This is a genomic window from Imtechella halotolerans (assembly GCF_028743515.2).
Taxonomy (GTDB): domain Bacteria; phylum Bacteroidota; class Bacteroidia; order Flavobacteriales; family Flavobacteriaceae; genus Imtechella; species Imtechella halotolerans.
This window is the reverse complement of sequence record NZ_CP117969.2, coordinates 2,183,448-2,200,643: the sequence shown is the minus strand read 5'-3', so window position 1 is coordinate 2,200,643 and position 17,196 is coordinate 2,183,448. Positions and strand designations below refer to the sequence as shown.

Here is a 17,196-nt window from a genome sequence, read left to right as displayed (position 1 = left end):
GATGAAAAATACATTTTATGTTGCTGTGCTATTTATTACTGGATTACTCCATGCACAGATTGAGAGAGTAGAACCCCCTTTTTGGTGGGAAGACATGAAGGAATCCAAACTTCAATTGTTAATATATGGGAAAAATATTTCTCAATATCAACCAGAAATGTCTGGAGTCAATATTGTTGAAGTAACTAGAACGGAAAATCCTAATTACCTATTTGTAACTATTGATACTGAAGGTCTTACAGCTGGAATGTATGATTTCAATCTAAATAAAGGCAAAAAAAAGGTTGCAACCTACAGCTATGAGTTAAAACAGCGTCTTTCTGAATCTGCTTTACGTAAAGGTTTTGATAGTTCAGATGTTGTTTATTTGCTTATGCCTGATCGTTTTGCCAATGGAAATGTAGAAAATGATAACACAAAAGATACAGCTGAGAAAGCTAATAGAGATTTACATGGAGGCCGTCATGGAGGAGATTTAGATGGGATTATTAAACATTTGGATTATTTGGAGGAATTAGGAGTGACTGCTATATGGAGCACACCTTTATTGGAAGATAATGAACCTGTTTATTCTTATCATGGGTACGCTCAAAGTAACTATTACAAAATAGATCCCAGGTTTGGGACGAATGAAGACTACAAACGTCTTGCAAATGAACTTCATAATCGCAATATGAAGCTAATAATGGATTATGTTACTAATCATTGGGGCTCTAAACATTGGCTTATTAGGGATTTACCTTCAAAGGATTGGATTCATTATTGGGCAAATAATGAAACAGGATTTAAAAGAAGTAATTACAGAATGACAACACAGTTTGATGTAAACGCTGCAACAATAGATGCTATTGCTTGTATGGATGGTTGGTTTGATACAACGATGCCCGATATGAATCAGAAAAATCCAATGGTAGTTAATTATATGGTTCAAAATGCCATTTGGTGGATTGAATTTGCAGGACTTGATGGGTTGAGAGTAGATACCTATTCGTATAATGATAAATATGGGATTGCTCAATGGACAAAACGAATTATGGAGGAATATCCTAATTTTAATATTGTTGGAGAAGTATGGATGCATGACCAGGCTCAGATATCTTATTGGCAAAAGGATAGTAAGATAAGTGCAATTGAGGGATATAACTCATATCTCCCTTCGGTAATGGATTTTACTCTTCATGATGCCATATTACAAGCTTTTGATGAGGACGACCAAGGGTGGGACAAAGGTATGATACGGGTTTATGAGAACTTTACGAATGATTTTTTATATCCTGACATTAATAATATGTTGGTTTTTGCCTCTAATCATGATACACAGCGATTGTACACCATTTTTGATGGAGATGTAAACAAATATAAACTCGCGATGACTTTGATTGCAACAATTAGAGGTATTCCACAGATCTATTATGGTGATGAAATTGGGATGCAGGGTAATAAGACCCTAGGTGATGGAGATATTCGTAGAGATTTTCCTGGTGGATGGCCAAGCGATGAGCAAAATGCTTTTGTTGAAGCTGGAAGAAATGAAAATATCAAATCATATTTTGATTTTACGAAAAAGTTACTCAATTGGAGAAAGCGTTCGGAAGTAATTCATTTTGGAAAAACAACACATTATGTTCCGCAGGCCAATGTCTATGTATATTTTAGGTATACTGATGAAAAAACGGTAATGATTGTAATCAATAACAATAAAGAGGTTCAAACCTTTTCTTTGGATCGTTTTTCTCAACGTCTGGGGACTGCAACAAGAGGATATGAGATCTTCTCTGATACAACTGTAGATCTTACTAAATTGTTTTCAATTCCAGGTAAAACCCCAATGATAATTGAGATAGAAAATAACTAAGGAACATGTAATTAAAATAAATAAAATAGGAAGAATAATGAAGTTAGCCTATTCCATATATTTTTTTATTGCTTGTTTGTATAGCTTATCAGCTCAAAACATCAACAGGCAAATGCTTTCTTTCAAACATCATAAACAATTTTTGGAAATTCAAGTAAATGATGGAAGTTATCGAATAGTACCCTATAGCTATGATATTGTTGAGACTTCCTTTATTCCAAATGGAGAAGAATTTCTTCCAGATTCTCATGCTGTTGTATTACAACCGAAAGGTGTTAATTATAAAGTTTCTGATACAGAATCACACTTGATATATGAATCAACAGGACTTTCCATTAGGATTCAGAAACAACCTTTTCAAATTAGATACTACTATCATGGTAATTTTTTAATTTCAGAAAAACGGGGGTATTTCAAAAATGATACTCTTGAAACTATAGAGTTTGAATTACAAAGTGATGAGGTTTTATATGGAGGAGGAGCTAGAGTGCTTGGTATGAATAGAAGAGGTAATCGATTAGAGTTGTATAATAGAGCCCATTACGGATATGAAACCCATTCTACTCTTATGAATTATACACTTCCGATTGTGATTTCTTCAGGGCAATATATGCTACATTTTGATAATGCTCCCATTGGGTTTTTGGATTTAGATAGTAAATACAATAATACCCTTACGTATGAAACCATTTCTGGAAGAAAAACGTATCAGGTAATTGCTGGTGGAGGTTGGGAAGAACTCTTATCTAATTATACATCATTAACAGGTAGACAACCTTTACCTCCAAGATGGGCATTTGGAAATTTTGCTTCCCGATTTGGGTACCATTCGGAGGCTGAAACAAGGAATACAATAGTAAAATTTCGTGAGGACAAAATTCCAGTTGATGCTGTTATTTTAGATTTGTTTTGGTTTGGAAAGGATATTCAAGGAACATTGGGGAATTTGGAAGTTTACAGAGACAGCTTCCCTAATTTTGAGAAGATGATAGCTGATTTTGATAAAATTGGTGTTAAAACGATTCCAATTACTGAGCCATTTATATTAACAACTTCATCTAAATGGAAAGAGGCAGTGGAGGAAAATGTGCTTGCAACAGACAGCATTGGAAATCCCTTTACCTATGATTTTTATTTTGGTAATACAGGGTTAATAGACCTATTTAAACCAAAAGGGAGGCAATGGTTTTGGGAAATTTATCGCAGGTTAGCAGAAATGGGTGTTGCAGGTGTATGGGGGGATTTAGGAGAACCAGAAGTTCATCCTTCTAATTTATATCACGCTATTGGTTCGGCTGATGAGGTTCATAATATTTATGGTCATTCTTGGGCTCAACTGGTTTATGAGGGATATAGGTCGGAATATCCTAATCAACGACCCTTTATTCTAATGCGTTCTGGAGCTGCAGGGTCGCAACGTTTCGGTCTTATTCCTTGGAGTGGAGATGTAAATCGTTCTTGGGGCGGGCTTAAAGGGCAAACAGAAATTTCCTTGCAAATGGGTATGCAAGGATTGGCTTATATGCATTCAGATTTGGGGGGGTTTGCAGGGAATAATCTTGATGATGAACTGTACGTGAGATGGTTGCAATATGGAGTTTTTCAACCGGTTTTTAGACCTCATGCGCAGGAGGATGTCCCTTCGGAACCAGTATTTAGAAGTTCTTGGGCAAAAGATTTAGCTAGAAAAGCTATTGAGTTGAGATATCAATTAATACCTTATCAGTATACTTTGGCTTTTGATAACGAGCAGTATGGCTTGCCTTTTATGCGTCCTTTATTTTTTGAAGAACCAGAAAATAGAACTTTATTAGCTAAAAGCGATGGTTATTTATGGGGAAGCAATTTTCTTATTTATCCAATTACTGAGCCTAATCAACAAACTAAAGAAGTTTATTTTCCTAAGGGAAGTTGGTGGTTTGATTTTTATTCAGGCAAAATGTTTAAGGGAGGAACAAAACACCTTATTGATGTTACATCCTCGCACATTCCAACTTATGTGCGTGCAGGTAGTTTTATCCCAAAGGCTGAGATCGTGCAATCAACTAAGGACTATACCCTAGATGGAATGGAAATTCATTACTATTATCATTCGTCCTTGACTACATCAAAAGGGCAGCTATATACCGATGATGGAATTACTCCCAATGCATATGAGTTAGGAGTCTATGAAAAATGGTTTTATTCCGTTAAGAAAGAAAAGGGTAGTCTAAATTTTAAATTTAAGTCGATAGCAGGTGAAAAATATAACTCTGAGATTAAAAGGATGGAAGTTGTGGTTCATAATATTTATGAGCGTCCAAGAAAAGTGTTGATAAACAATAAAAGGACTGAATTTCATTGGGATGAAAAAAGCGGTAAAGCATCTATTTTAGTTGATGTTTTGGAAAAAGGTAAAGAAATTAAAATACGATTATACAGTAAACTTTAAAAAGCTAATTATGAAAAAAATAGTGTTAATAGTACTATCTATCGCTACTTTATGGGGATGTAAGAATCAGGAAACAAAAACAGAAACTCCTTTAGTAGCTGAACTAGAGCCAATCTCAGATCAGGTCCTAGAAACTTCAGTAATTTATGAGGTTAATATTAGGCAATATTCGCCTGAAGGTACGCTAAATGCTTTCACACAAGATATTCCTCGACTTAAAGAGTTAGGAGTGAAAATTATTTGGCTTATGCCAGTACAACCTATTTCTTTGAAAAACCGTAAGGCAACCGGTGCACTTTCTATTGAAGAAGTTGATGAGCCAAATAAGGAACAAAAGTATAAAGGGAGTTATTATTCTATAACAGATTATACGGCTATACACCCTGAATATGGGACAATGGATGATTTTAAGAAATTAGTTGCTACGGCTCATGAAAATGGAATGTATGTATTGTTGGATTGGGTAGCAAATCACACTGGTTGGGATCATCAATGGATATCTAAGCATCCGGAATATTACCATAAAAATGAAAAAGGTGAAGTTACTGATCCACTAAATCCTGAAACTGGCGAGTCTTGGGGTTGGACAGATGTTGCACATTTAAACTATGATAATGAGGGCCTTTTCGATGCAATGGCGCAAGAAATGGTTTACTGGGTTAAGGAAACAAATATTGATGGTTTTAGATGTGATGTAGCTGATAATGTAAAGGTGTCGTTTTGGGAATATGTGTATCCAAAACTAACTTCAATAAAACCAGTTTTTATGCTAGCTGAATCGGAGAAGGATTTTTTGCTAAAAAGTGTTTTTGATATGGGATATGGTTGGGAAGTACATCATATTATGAACGAAATAGCGAAAGGTCATAAAAATGTTTCGGATTGGGATGATTATATGAAACGTAAAATGGAACGTTATCAAGCTGAAGATATTTTTATGAATTTTACTTCCAATCATGACGAAAATTCATGGAATGGAACAGTGTTTGAGCGTATGGGATTAGCAGCGGAAACATTTGCAGCACTAACCTATATGATGCCAGGAATGCCGCTAATTTACAATGGCCAGGAATATAACATGAATAAGCGACTGAAATTTTTTGAAAAGGATACCATGCCTACAACTAAAGGCACTATGTATCCTTTGTATGAAAAATTGGGAAAAATTAAAAATGAAAATCATGCATTAAATGGAGGAAAGAATGCAGGCTCTTATATACGTTTAAATACTTCAGAAGCGAAACGCATATTAGCATTTGCTCGTGCCAAAAATGGTGAAGAAGTACTTTTTGTAGCTAATCTTTCAGCTGAAAGTACGACCTTTTCAATGCAGATTTCAGGAAAATATGCAGATTATATGAATAATGAAAGCGTAGTTTTGGAAGAGACTAAAATGTTGGATTTTTCACCTTGGCAATACCGCATATTAATTAAGAAGTAATAAATTATACTTTATACATAAATTGGGGGTTGTGAAATTGTTCATAACCCCCAATTACTATTACACGAAGCTTAAATTAGTGTACTTTGCTGTATGTGAGTCCAATGATGCCACCTATAATTCCATAAAAAATAATATCAATTATAGCCTCTACTAGTGTGCCTGTTGTATCCATAAGCTCAGAGGTAGAGAACCAAAGTAGTCCAAGACCTAAACCTATAAATATTCCAATCCATGCCCCAAATTCAAAACCATTTTTGGTAGAGTAGGTGCCACTTGACCACTTATTATAAAGAGTGCTCATCGCAAATGCTTGTATGAGATTGGCAATAAAAATTAATCCTATTGCAGGAGGGTCTTTCATAATGTTGTTAAGCGAATGGCTTTCAAAAAAGCTTACCATTGCCATTCCCCATATAAGATATCCAAGTAAAAACATAGCAATACCACCTGTGATAGTTGCCAAAAGGTTGGTTTTAGAAAACATAATTTGAGTTGGTTTAAAGGTTACTATTTTCTAAGGTACATGTTTTGAAAGCTAAAATTCAAAAAGCACGTAATAACTTATAAACCAAATAATTAACATTTTTGTTTTAGCTTGGTGTAGTATAGGTGTGCAATCAAACCGATTAGTGTAAATAGAAAGCCAACAAAAACAACCCCATCCCATTGCGCATATTTCCAGGCCTTTGAAGCCAAGAAGGTGCCCGTAGACCCGCCTACAAAATAGCTAAACATATAAACAGTGTTAAGACGATTGCCTGCACCTATATTAAGAGCAAAAAAAGTGGATTGATTCATTATATGCATAGATTGAAGTCCAAGATCTAACAAAATGACACCTAGAATCAATCCTATATAATAGTAAGCACCAATGTAAAGGGTAATCCAACTAAAAATCATAATTCCAATTGCTCCTAGTATTATGTGGTTTGGATGTATTTTTCGTGATATCTTACCTACAGTAGCAGCGGCTAATGCACCTATCGCTCCTACTAATCCAAAGGCTCCAGCGATTGTTGAACCGGCGTTAAATGGAGGTTGTTCTAAATGAAATACAATCGCAGTCCAGAAGGCACTAAAACCCGCAAATCCCATAGCTCCCCTAAAAGCTGCTAACCTTAAAACGGGTTGTGAAATTGTAAGGTTAACGATCGATTTCATAAGAGAGCTGTAACTCCCTTTAAAATTAGGGGGAATGTTAGGTAAATAATAAAAAAGCATGATGGCAAGAATTACCATCCATGAAGCAGCTAGGTAATACATTGTTCGCCAACCCCATAAATCGCCAACAATTCCACTTACAACTCTAGAAAGTAGAATTCCAAGAAGGAGACCACTCATGACCATTCCAATAGCTGAACTTTGTCTTTGTGGTGTTGCCAACTCCGCAGCTAGAGGAACCAATAATTGAGGGACCACCGAAGTAAATCCTATAAGAAAACTGGCAACTAATAACCAAGGTAAACTATTTGCTATGGCCATAGCTAGTAAAGAAATAACCATTCCAAAAAAGGCAAAAATTATTAGTTTTTTACGTTGAATTTTATCCCCTAAAGGCACTATAAATAACAAGCCCAAAGCAAACCCTATTTGGGTTATCATAGCTACTTGACTAATTTGATCTTGAGCCACATTTAGTGACTGACCCATGATTCCTAATAGTGGTTGGTTGTAGTAATTATTAGCTACAGTCCAACCAGCAGCAATTGTTATCAACCAAAGTAGAGAGCGGGATAGGGGGGGTGTGTTGTTTTGTGACTTTAGTTGATTGCAATTTTCAGCTTCCGGAATTGCATTTGGGCTGTTATTTTCTCTTAGCATTGATTTTTTATCTTTCTATTTTCTAGGGGCATTTTTGAGGAGGTTGATGATTTTAGTGTGTCCATTTTTTTGTGCATGCTGAAGTGGTGTTACACCATTGTTGTCCGTAATGTGAATATCACAACCTGCCTCTATTAGTTGTTGGACAATGGTAACATATTTTTGAGATCCATCGCCTAAAATAATTGTTTCAAGTAAGGCTGTCCATCCTAATTTGTTTATATGATCAATGGGGAAATAGGGAGTTTGGGTTAGCATTTTGACAATTTCTACATGACCACGTTCGCATGCAGGGATAAGTGCTGTGCCATAATAACGATTAAAAACATCAAAACGAGCACCATTTTCTAGATATAGAGCTATTAATTCTGAATTTCCAAGGACAGCGGCAGTTAGGAAGGGGCTTTCCAAACGATTATCTTGGAGATTTACATCAGCGCCATATTCAATTAGTAATTTAGCCATGTTAACAAACTGCTTTTCAGTGGCCACTAGTAGTAAAGATTTATGTTGTTGATTTACTGTATTAACGTTTGCTCCCTTTTTTAATAAATCAGCCAATTCAGTAAGTCTATTGTTTTGAACTGCTTTAAAAAGCATTTGAGTTTCATTAAGTTGTTGATAATCTTTAGGATGAGTTTTGTAAATTAGCAGAGAAATTGCTGATAAAATTAAACTAATGTGTTTCATAACGAGAAATTAAAATACAATATTTCCATTATGAATAAGTGATCTAACTGGTGCTATTCTCGAAACTGCTTCAGCAGAACAACTTGCATCAACAAGAACCATATCAGCTTTATCATTCACCTTTGGCCAGGTACGATTGCCTTTATCGTCAAGAGGAAGGATGTTGCCAGTAGCTAAGCCAAGTGATCGAGAAAGTCCCCGTTCTGTGTAGTATCCATAAAGTTGCGCCATTAAATTAGCTTTATGTAGGACACTTCCAGTACCGAATGTGTTCCAATGGTCAATAATGCTGTCATTACCTGTTAGTACTTCAATCCCATATTTAAATAGCGTAGGAATAGGCATAATTGTTCGACCAAAAGGAATTGTTGAAACAATTCCAATACGAGATTCAGCAAGCTTCTCACATAAAGATTCCAGTTGGTTTTTTTCCATTTGTGCCAAGACAAAACAATGACTTAAGTATGTATTACCCTGTAATGATTGGTTCTCTTTAACGTGTTTGCATAAAAGTTCTATGGTGTCTATACCTGCTTGGCCTCCTTCGTGTAGGTGAATATCAATTCCTTTTTTGTATTCTAACGCAAGGTCCACGGTAAAATCAATGGTACGTTTGATATTTCCATCAACGGCATTAGGGTCTAACCCTCCAATAAAATCAATTCCTGCTTGAGCAGCATCTCTCATAATAGAAGCGCTTTCTGTATAATAAACACCATGTTGGGGAAAAGCTACGAGCTGAGAATTAAATGTATCTTTTTTATCTTCAAGTGCTTTTTGTAAGTTCTCAAGTGATTTCAATCCAGAGGTAGGTTCAATGTTTACATGACTTCTAGCGAAGTTTGATCCTTTAGATTGAAGAAGTTCTATAAGTTTTTTTGCTCGTTCGGTGGAGGTGTTTAACAGCTCAGGTAACATTTTTTGTTCAAAAGCAATCATATCCTTCACTGTTCTATTTTGAGCGGATTTGGCTTTCCAAGAGCCACCGTAAAATGTTTTGTCTAAATGAATGTGCATATCTTTAAAGGACGGTAGAAGCAAAAGTCCTTTAGCATCTATAGCATTTGTATTTGGATCGTTAGTTCGAATATCTAAAATTTTTCCTTTATCAATAACAATGGTAAATAACTCTGTGTTGGTGGCAATGATTTCTTCTCCGTCGTACTGGAATCCAGTTTCTAATCGAACATTTTTAATTGTAAAAGATTCTCCAAGAGAAGTAGGTTCATATTCAAGAAATGGTTCGTTGTTAGTAGGCAATTGTCCTGCATTCAATATGGAAGGGGCTGCAAAAAGTCCTGCTACAGCAAAACTTGAGTTTTTGATAAATTCTTTTCTGGAGATACCTGTTTGACTCATAGTACAAAATTTTAAACAAAGGTAATTTTGACTCAGGTTATACTCACTGGGGGATTTATTCCATTACTTGTAAATTTTATTACTTTTTCCAAAATTGCCTAGGTGAACTTCCTGTATGGGATTTAAAAAAATTGGAAAAATAAGCTGGATCTTCATATCCCAGTTCAAAAGCAATTTCTTTGATGGAGAGTTCTGAGGCCTGAATTAATCTTTTGGATTCAAGAATTACACGGTTATGTATTAGGAAGGAAGCAGGAACATTTAGATGTTTTTTACACAGAACATTTAGGTAGTTAGGTGAAATATTTAGTTCTTGTGCGTAGAATCTAACGGTCTTCTGGCTTTTGTAATGGTGATCTATTAAGTTGCGAAATTTATATAAAACTGGTTTGTTTTTATAGAGGTCTATTTCTATCGATTGATTTTCAGCTTCCTTTTTTAGAAGCAAAGCAATGATATGTAATCTTAGTAAATTAATTTCATTATGCGAAGTTTCTGTTAACAATTCATCGCTTATCGCATGTATTTCTTGAGCTATTTTTTGAAAAGTTGAATCAGATAGATTAACCACGGGATTGTTCTGATAGTATAGAAATGACATTCCGAGTGATGTGGAAAATGCCTCGAAGAGTGGGCGATCGAGCATCAATTGATATGCTTGGGTGGATGAATCTAACATCCATTTATGAACCTGACCAGGGAATAAAAGGTGAAGTTGTTTTTTGCCAGCAATGTGTTCAATAAAATCAATAGTATGAGTTCCTTGACTTTGTTCAATAAGCATTAGTATAAAAAAGTCGTGTTTATGGACATCTCTGATAAACTGTTTTCCTTCAAGATGGTGATAGAGCATATTCCCAGCCTTGGCAGCAGTATAATTGAAGGCCTCCATTCCAATAATGGGAATACGTTCTTTAGATTGTTCCATAACCGAAAGATACCAAAACAATGGCATTTAAACACTTTTTATTCATAATTGATAACAATAAAATCATATGACATGTTAGTTGTTTATTGGGGCAATATTGTATTTTTGAAATTGATCTAAAACACAATTTATGAAACAGTTTTTTAGCGTTGTTGGTATGGTATGCATTTTAGTAGTTTTTCAAGGATGTGAGAATGAAAATAATCCATTGGTGATAGGGCATCGTGGTGCAATGGGGCATGTAGCAGAAAACACAATTGCTTCAATAGAAAAAGCGCTTGAATTGGATGTTGATATGATCGAAATTGATGTGTTTAAAATTCAAAGTGGAGAAATTGTAGTTTTTCATGATGATAAATTGGATAGACTTACAGATGCTACGGGATCTATTGAAATGTATGATTATAAAAGCCTTCAAAAAGTAATTGTTCAGGACGGACATTCAATTCCTACTTTAGAAGCAGTATTGGATTTGATAGATGGAAAGGTTAAGGTTAATATTGAATTAAAAGGAGTTGGTACCGCCAAAGAAGTTGATCGTATAGTGAAATCATATATTGCAAAGGGCTGGAAAACAGAGGATTTTATTATTTCTAGTTTTAAATGGCATGAATTGGAGGTATTTGAGTCTCTTAACAAGGAAGTTCCTATTGCAGTTTTAATTGGAGAAAATCCAATCAATGCTATTGATTTTGCGAAAAAAATTCATGCTAAGGCTATAAATCCTAAATATTCAACACTGACCAAGGAAAATGTATTAAAAATACAAGAGCAAGGTTTGAAGATTTATACATGGACAGTTAATGATCCTGAGGCAATTAAGCAACTCAAAGAATGGGGGGTTGATGGGATTATTAGTGATTTTCCAGAGCGTGTTCATCCTTAAATAAAGTAACCAAGAATCTTCTCAAAATGCCTTACTTTGCATCATGGTGTATGATGTATTAGTTATAGGTGGCGGTGCTGCCGGATTTTTCTCAGCAATTAATATTGCTTCTCAACGTCCAGAATGGCATATTGCGATTTTAGAGCGAGGAAGTGAAGTACTTACAAAGGTAAAGGTATCTGGTGGTGGTAGATGTAATGTAACACATGCTGAGTTTGTGCCAAATTCCTTGGCTAAAAACTATCCAAGAGGTGAAAAGGAATTAAGAGGACCTTTTCATTCTTTCATGAGTGGGGATGTAATGGAATGGTTTGAACAGAAAGGTGTAGCGCTGAAAATTGAGGAAGATGGAAGAGTTTTTCCTGTTAGTGATAGTTCGCAAACAATTATTGATTGTTTCCTTTCAGAGGCAAAGAAGTACAATATTTCAATTTTTAAAGGAAATTCAGTTCATAAGATTGGAAAATATTCATCATCTTGGGAGATCCAAACAAGTAAAGGAGCCTTTAGGACAAAACAACTTATAGTTGCTACCGGCAGTAACCCTAAGATATGGGAGCTTTTAAAAGAACTAGGGCATTCAATTATTGATCCTGTTCCATCACTTTTTACATTTAATATTAGGGATAAGCGAATTGAAGGGTTGGCTGGAGTTAGTACCCAAGCAGTTGTCAGTGTGTTAAAAAATAAACGAATGGGTTCAGAATCACAAAAAGCGAATCAATTAAAAAGTGAAGGCCCGTTGTTGATAACGCATTGGGGAATGAGTGGTCCAGCTATTCTAAAACTTTCGGCCTGGGGTGCACGAACACTTCATAAATGCAATTATCAGTTTTCGATCGTAGTGAACTGGATGGGTACAACAAATCTTTCTGAAGCAATAGAAATGTTGAAAGATGCTAAAGAAACTTATTCGAAGAAAAAAGTATTTACTACTCGGCCTTTTTCGTTTCCTAAACGATTATGGGAACAGTTACTTCCTGCCTCAGGAATTTCTCAAGAATTAAGATGGGCCGACCTAAGTAAAAAACAACTTGAAAAACTCTCTGAAGAGCTTACTCAGGGCGTATTCTTAGTACATGGGAAAAGTACTTTTAAAGAAGAATTTGTTACCGCTGGAGGAGTAGATTTAAAGGAAATTGACTTTAAAACTTTTAAGAGTAAAATGGATCCTACGTTATATCTTATTGGTGAAGTGCTAAATATAGATGCTATTACAGGGGGATTTAATTTTCAGAATGCGTGGACAGGAGGTTATCTTGCTGCAAAGGATATTACCACCAAGTAGGATGTTAAATATTTTCTAAAAGAAAAATAAGAATTTTTATTTTAATTACTTTTAGTGAAATCAATCTGATAATTTTCTTAAGGAAATTGACCTTTTCTAGGGAAAAATTATGTGTGGCACTATGAGTAAATGGAGTGTGTTAATATTTTTCTTAGTAGCAGTTATAAAGCTCTCGTATTCACAAAAAATTTCAGGTACCATTTATTCCGATAACCAACCTATTAGTGGAATTCAAGTTTTTAATGAAACAACAAAGAAATCTACCATTTCAAATGATGCAGGGACTTTTAGGATAGGGATTTCATTAAATGACACTTTACTTTTCCTTTCACCAATCTATGAAGAAAAAAAAATAGTTGTTATTGAAGAAGATCTTAGAAATGGAATTGTAGTTGTATTAGTAAAAAGGATGATTTCCTTAGACGAGGTTGTGGTAGAAGGGAATCACGTGTTTAAAGATTTTGATGAAAATCAATACAATAATTATCTTCAAGATCAGCTAATTGAAGACAGGAAAAATAATCCTCTTAATTACATGGTTCGTCCTGGGATTCAAATACTACCTCTGTTACAGCTTCTATTTAGAAAAAAGAAATCCAAATCTAAACTGGAATATATGACTTCAGAAGAATTGGAGGTGTTGTTTCAAGAGGATTCTTTTTTTAATCAAAAATTTCTAGAATATCAATTAGGGATTGTTGCTACAGAACACTACTTGTTTATCGATTATTGCGCTTCAACAAAATTGGATAAGTCATTATTAAATAAGGATAATCATTTTCTGTTATTAAATAAACTTATGCAACTAAAGGATAGCTACAAAAAACAAATTAAGAAATAATGTTGAAATTAATTGAGTCTCCATATTTCAAAATTTAAGGCAGTAGCATATCCAATCCAAATGAGATAAGGTATAAGCAAGTAGGCAGCAGGTTTACTGACAATTTTAAACCATTTATAGGTGAAAATGAGAAGGATAAATAGAGTTAGAATCACTAGTAATCCTAAAAAGGGCTTTTTGAAGCCAAAAAAGACTACAGGCCAAAAAGCGTTAAAAATTAACTGAAAAACAAAATGGTACATTGCAGTTTGTACCCATTTATGGTAAAATCCACGCGCCCATACAATTCCAGCAGCAATTCCCATAGAGATGTATAAAAAGGTCCATACAGGTGCAAACAGCCAATTTGGTGGTGTGAAAAATGGCTTTTCAAGGGTTGGATACCATTCGGTCACACTACTTCTAGTTACAAAACCAGAAAGCATACCAACTAAGAGGCATATTAGTATAGAAATGATTATACGGGTAATACGAGATCGCTTCATACGGCATATTTTGACTTGACTAAATTAACAAAAAATATAGTTTGCTTTCTGCCATCTTTAAAATCTTGCGGGTAGTTAATAGAATCGCCCTATCTTTGCCAAAATCACTTGCATCCTATGAATGAATCTTATTTTCAATCGATAGCACAGGCTACAAAAGAACGTGGAGAAGTAACTTGGAAAACCCCAAGTAATATTGCATTGGTGAAATATTGGGGAAAGAAGGAAAACCAAATTCCCGCCAACCCTTCTATAAGTTTTACATTAGATACGTGTTCTACAATTACTCGGCTAGAGTATTTAAAACGTGATTCTTATTCAGAAACATTTGATATTCAATTTTTTTTTGAAAATAGCCTAAAACCTTCTTTTTTACCTAAAATTGAACAATTTTTTGAAAGGATCTTTCCGTATATGCCCTTTTTAAAGGATTATAAATTCGTAATACATTCTGCTAATTCCTTTCCTCATAGTAGTGGTATTGCTTCATCGGCTAGTGGAATGGGAGCTATGGCGTTATGTTTAATGAGTTTGGAAAAGGAATTAAATCCTGAAATTTCTGAAGATTTCTTTTTTCAAAAAGCTTCTTTTTTAGCAAGGTTAGGGTCTGGAAGCGCTTGTAGAAGTATACAAGGTCCAGTGGTTGTTTGGGGGAGTAATGATTCTTTCGTGGGGAGTTCTGACCTAATAGGTATTCAACATCCTTATGAATTACATTCAGTTTTTAAAACCTATCAAGACACAATTTTATTGGTAGATAAGGGTGAAAAACAGGTGAGTAGTACTGCAGGACATGATTTGATGTACAGTCACCCCTTTGCTGATAAAAGGTTTGAACAAGCCCACCAAAATTTGGATAAATTAAAACAGATTTTTAAAGTAGGTAATTTGGATGAATTTATAGCTATAGTGGAGAGTGAAGCACTAACGCTTCATGCTATGATGATGACTAGTTATCCTTATTTCATTTTGATGAAGCCTAATACTTTAGAAATAATTAATCGTATTTGGGAGTATCGCATAAAATGCAATAGTAAGGTTTGTTTCACCTTGGATGCAGGAGCAAATGTGCATGTTTTGTATCCAGAACACGAAAAAACTTCTGTTTTGGAATTTATTAAGAATGAATTAATTGCGTTTTGCCAAAACGGGCAGTATATTTGCGATCAAGTTGGAAGCGGAGCAAAAAAGTTGTAAATTCGTTTGCGCCTGGACATCTTTACCGATAACTATAATCGAAAATGAAAGGACCTTTATTCTATTCTAAAATATTACTCTTTGGGGAGTATGGCATCATTAAGGATTCCAAAGGATTATCTATTCCATATAATTTTTATAATGGTGCACTCATAATGGAAAAAAGCGATGATGATTCAGCCCGCAAATCCAACGAGAGCCTATGTAAGTTTGCGGATTATCTTGATTCACTTCAAAATGAGCAGCCTAATTTAGTTAGTTTTGATATCGATAGACTAAATAGTGATGTTGCTGCAGGGATGTTTTTTGATAGTAGTATTCCACAAGGATATGGAGTTGGGAGTAGCGGTGCTTTGGTGGCTGCTATATATGATAAATATGCATATAATAAAATAACAGTTTTAGAAAACCTTACAAGAGAAAAATTGTTAACTCTTAAAGGTATTTTTGGCGCGATGGAATCATTCTTTCATGGGAAATCATCAGGTCTTGATCCGTTAAATAGTTATTTGAGTTTGCCTATATTAATAACTTCTCAAGACCACATTGAACCTACAGGTATTCCCTCGCAAAAAGCCGGAGGCAAAGGAGCTGTTTTTTTGTTAGATAGTGGTATGACTGGGGAAACAGCCCCAATGGTTCATATTTTTATGGAAAATATGAAACAGGAAGGTTTTAGAAATATGCTAAAAAATCAATTCATAAGACATACGGATGCTTGTGTAGAAGATTTTTTGAAAGGGGATGTGAAGTCACTTTTTGGAAACTTGAAACAACTTTCTCATGTTGTTTTGGATAATTTTAAACCTATGATTCCGCAACAGTTTCATAATCTATGGAAACAGGGTATTGAGTCTAATGACTATTACCTTAAATTATGTGGATCGGGTGGTGGAGGATATATTCTTGGCTTCACACAAGATATCGACAAGGCACAGCAGGCTTTGAAGGACTATAAGTTGGAAGTGGTATACAGCTTTTAATGTTGTATAACTATGCTCAATCGAAGGCAAAAAATAGTATTTCTCAAATTGTTGAGCCTGTTTTCGGTAGTACGTGGGTATAATATATTGATCATTACCTTAGCCCAGTATTTAGCTGCTATTTTCATTCTTGCTCATGATTGGCCTCTTAGTAAGGTTGTTTTGGATTCTAATCTCTTTATGATAGTAACCGCATCATCCTTAGCCATAGCAGGGGGTTACATTATTAATAATTTTTACGATGCCGAGAAGGATACCATAAATAGACCGATAAAATCAATGATTGATAGGTTAGTTAGCCAGAATACTAAGCTCACGGGTTATTTTATTCTAAATTTTTTGTCGGTAATAGCTGCCAGTTATGTTTCCTTTCGTGCTGTTGTATTCTTTTCCCTATATATCTTTGGTATATGGTTGTATTCTCATAAACTTAAAAAATGGCCATTAATTGGCAATATGGTATCTGCCATTCTTTCCATTACGCCATTTTTCGCAGTGTTTATTTATTACAAGAATTTTGAAACTGTCATATTTGTTCACGCTATATTTTTATTCTTACTCATTCTTATGAGAGAGTTTGTGAAGGATTTAGAAGGGCTTAAAGGTGATCTGGCACTCAATTATAAGACAATACCGGTTTTATATGGTGAACGAGTTTCAAAATGGATTATTACCCTTTGTGTATTACTTACCGCTGTACCCGTTTACTTTTTAATATTTAATTTCCAGATTGGATTAATGGATTATTATTTTTACGGAGCCATGGGCTTACTTTCTTTATTTATTTTGCTTTTATGGCAGTCTAATAGTCAGGCCAGGTATTTGTTGCTCCATAATATCCTTAAATTAATATTGGTAATGGGTGTATTTAGTATTCTGCTTTTAGATTTATCCTTGGTAAAAGGACGGTGGTTTTGGTAGGTAAATAGAGTTATTTATTTATTGTACGCTAAATTGTATCTTTGTGGCGTATTTGTAATGCTATATG

15 protein-coding genes are annotated in these 17,196 nt (G+C 34.8%); 9 read left to right on the top strand and 6 right to left on the bottom strand.

The window, feature by feature from the left end; translation table 11 throughout:
- The first annotated feature begins 1 nt into the window (after position 1).
- From PT603_RS09905 to PT603_RS09895, 3 genes are read left to right on the top strand one after another with little or no spacing between them, the layout of a single operon-like run.
- Positions 2-1,855: a glycoside hydrolase family 13 protein gene (locus PT603_RS09905; RefSeq protein WP_008236919.1), complete on the top strand. Its 1,854-nt coding sequence runs from the start codon at positions 2-4 to the stop codon at positions 1,853-1,855.
- Between the two features lie 37 nt (positions 1,856-1,892).
- Positions 1,893-4,286, top strand: a complete 2,394-nt coding sequence (locus PT603_RS09900) for a glycoside hydrolase family 31 protein (protein WP_008236921.1) — start codon at positions 1,893-1,895, stop codon at positions 4,284-4,286.
- 10 nt (positions 4,287-4,296) lie between these two features.
- Positions 4,297-5,727 (top strand): alpha-amylase family glycosyl hydrolase, encoded by a 1,431-nt coding sequence (locus tag PT603_RS09895; protein ID WP_040488555.1) that lies wholly within the window; start codon positions 4,297-4,299, stop codon positions 5,725-5,727.
- 76 nt (positions 5,728-5,803) lie between these two features.
- On the opposite strand, the gene PT603_RS09890 is transcribed toward PT603_RS09895, so the two are convergent.
- From PT603_RS09890 to PT603_RS09870, 5 genes are all read right to left on the bottom strand, one after another.
- Positions 5,804-6,214 (bottom strand): hypothetical protein, encoded by a 411-nt coding sequence (locus PT603_RS09890; RefSeq protein ID WP_008236924.1) that lies wholly within the window; start codon positions 6,212-6,214, stop codon positions 5,804-5,806.
- A 92-nt stretch (positions 6,215-6,306) separates the two neighbouring features.
- Complete coding sequence (locus PT603_RS09885) at positions 6,307-7,551, bottom strand: MFS transporter (protein ID WP_008236925.1); 1,245 nt, start codon at positions 7,549-7,551, stop codon at positions 6,307-6,309.
- Between the two features lie 15 nt (positions 7,552-7,566).
- Positions 7,567-8,241: an ankyrin repeat domain-containing protein gene (locus tag PT603_RS09880; protein ID WP_008236926.1), complete on the bottom strand. Its 675-nt coding sequence runs from the start codon at positions 8,239-8,241 to the stop codon at positions 7,567-7,569.
- Positions 8,242-8,250: 9 nt separating this feature from the next.
- A complete protein-coding gene (locus tag PT603_RS09875; RefSeq protein ID WP_008236927.1) occupies positions 8,251-9,600 on the bottom strand; it encodes an amidohydrolase in 1,350 nt (449 codons plus the stop codon).
- A gap of 79 nt (positions 9,601-9,679) precedes the next feature.
- Entirely contained in the window at positions 9,680-10,555 is an 876-nt protein-coding gene (locus tag PT603_RS09870) for a helix-turn-helix domain-containing protein (RefSeq protein WP_008236928.1), read from the bottom strand.
- A gap of 103 nt (positions 10,556-10,658) precedes the next feature.
- Here PT603_RS09870 and PT603_RS09865 point away from each other — a divergent pair, with 103 nt between their 5' ends.
- The 3 genes from PT603_RS09865 to PT603_RS09855 all read left to right on the top strand — a co-directional run bounded on the left by PT603_RS09865 (position 10,659) and on the right by PT603_RS09855 (position 13,543).
- The gene (locus PT603_RS09865) at positions 10,659-11,414 is read left to right on the top strand and encodes a glycerophosphodiester phosphodiesterase (RefSeq protein ID WP_008236929.1); all 756 of its coding nucleotides are present in this window, start codon (positions 10,659-10,661) and stop codon (positions 11,412-11,414) included.
- 43 nt (positions 11,415-11,457) lie between these two features.
- Positions 11,458-12,702: a BaiN/RdsA family NAD(P)/FAD-dependent oxidoreductase gene (locus PT603_RS09860; protein WP_008236930.1), complete on the top strand. Its 1,245-nt coding sequence runs from the start codon at positions 11,458-11,460 to the stop codon at positions 12,700-12,702.
- 121 nt (positions 12,703-12,823) lie between these two features.
- Positions 12,824-13,543, top strand: a complete 720-nt coding sequence (locus PT603_RS09855) for a carboxypeptidase-like regulatory domain-containing protein (RefSeq protein ID WP_008236931.1) — start codon at positions 12,824-12,826, stop codon at positions 13,541-13,543.
- Between the two features lie 8 nt (positions 13,544-13,551).
- On the opposite strand, the gene PT603_RS09850 is transcribed toward PT603_RS09855, so the two are convergent.
- Positions 13,552-14,028 (bottom strand): TspO/MBR family protein, encoded by a 477-nt coding sequence (locus tag PT603_RS09850; RefSeq protein ID WP_040488512.1) that lies wholly within the window; start codon positions 14,026-14,028, stop codon positions 13,552-13,554.
- Positions 14,029-14,145: 117 nt separating this feature from the next.
- Here PT603_RS09850 and PT603_RS09845 point away from each other — a divergent pair, with 117 nt between their 5' ends.
- The 3 genes from PT603_RS09845 to PT603_RS09835 are packed head-to-tail and all read left to right on the top strand — an operon-like array spanning position 14,146 to position 17,129.
- Positions 14,146-15,225, top strand: a complete 1,080-nt coding sequence (locus PT603_RS09845) for a diphosphomevalonate decarboxylase (protein ID WP_008236933.1) — start codon at positions 14,146-14,148, stop codon at positions 15,223-15,225.
- A gap of 44 nt (positions 15,226-15,269) precedes the next feature.
- A complete protein-coding gene (locus PT603_RS09840) occupies positions 15,270-16,208 on the top strand; it encodes a mevalonate kinase family protein (RefSeq protein ID WP_008236934.1) in 939 nt (312 codons plus the stop codon).
- A gap of 12 nt (positions 16,209-16,220) precedes the next feature.
- Entirely contained in the window at positions 16,221-17,129 is a 909-nt protein-coding gene (locus tag PT603_RS09835; RefSeq protein WP_040488513.1) for a geranylgeranylglycerol-phosphate geranylgeranyltransferase, read from the top strand.
- The last annotated feature ends 67 nt before the right edge of the window (positions 17,130-17,196 follow it).

Excerpts from the sequence above, each read along its gene's own strand:
- PT603_RS09900 (WP_008236921.1), top strand. The coding sequence starts at position 1,893 with ATGAAGTTAGCCTATTCCATATATTTTTTTATTGCTTGTTTGTATAGC.
- PT603_RS09875 (WP_008236927.1), bottom strand. The coding sequence starts at position 9,600 with ATGAGTCAAACAGGTATCTCCAGAAAAGAATTTATCAAAAACTCAAGT.
- PT603_RS09835 (WP_040488513.1), top strand. The coding sequence starts at position 16,221 with ATGCTCAATCGAAGGCAAAAAATAGTATTTCTCAAATTGTTGAGCCTG.
- PT603_RS09880 (WP_008236926.1), bottom strand. The coding sequence starts at position 8,241 with ATGAAACACATTAGTTTAATTTTATCAGCAATTTCTCTGCTAATTTAC.
- PT603_RS09850 (WP_040488512.1), bottom strand. The coding sequence starts at position 14,028 with ATGAAGCGATCTCGTATTACCCGTATAATCATTTCTATACTAATATGC.
- PT603_RS09865 (WP_008236929.1), top strand. The coding sequence starts at position 10,659 with ATGAAACAGTTTTTTAGCGTTGTTGGTATGGTATGCATTTTAGTAGTT.
- PT603_RS09890 (WP_008236924.1), bottom strand. The coding sequence starts at position 6,214 with ATGTTTTCTAAAACCAACCTTTTGGCAACTATCACAGGTGGTATTGCT.
- PT603_RS09855 (WP_008236931.1), top strand. The coding sequence starts at position 12,824 with ATGAGTAAATGGAGTGTGTTAATATTTTTCTTAGTAGCAGTTATAAAG.
- PT603_RS09905 (WP_008236919.1), top strand. The coding sequence starts at position 2 with ATGAAAAATACATTTTATGTTGCTGTGCTATTTATTACTGGATTACTC.
- PT603_RS09895 (WP_040488555.1), top strand. The coding sequence starts at position 4,297 with ATGAAAAAAATAGTGTTAATAGTACTATCTATCGCTACTTTATGGGGA.
- PT603_RS09870 (WP_008236928.1), bottom strand. The coding sequence starts at position 10,555 with ATGCCATTGTTTTGGTATCTTTCGGTTATGGAACAATCTAAAGAACGT.
- PT603_RS09885 (WP_008236925.1), bottom strand. The coding sequence starts at position 7,551 with ATGCTAAGAGAAAATAACAGCCCAAATGCAATTCCGGAAGCTGAAAAT.
- PT603_RS09840 (WP_008236934.1), top strand. The coding sequence starts at position 15,270 with ATGAAAGGACCTTTATTCTATTCTAAAATATTACTCTTTGGGGAGTAT.
- PT603_RS09845 (WP_008236933.1), top strand. The coding sequence starts at position 14,146 with ATGAATGAATCTTATTTTCAATCGATAGCACAGGCTACAAAAGAACGT.
- PT603_RS09860 (WP_008236930.1), top strand. The coding sequence starts at position 11,458 with ATGGTGTATGATGTATTAGTTATAGGTGGCGGTGCTGCCGGATTTTTC.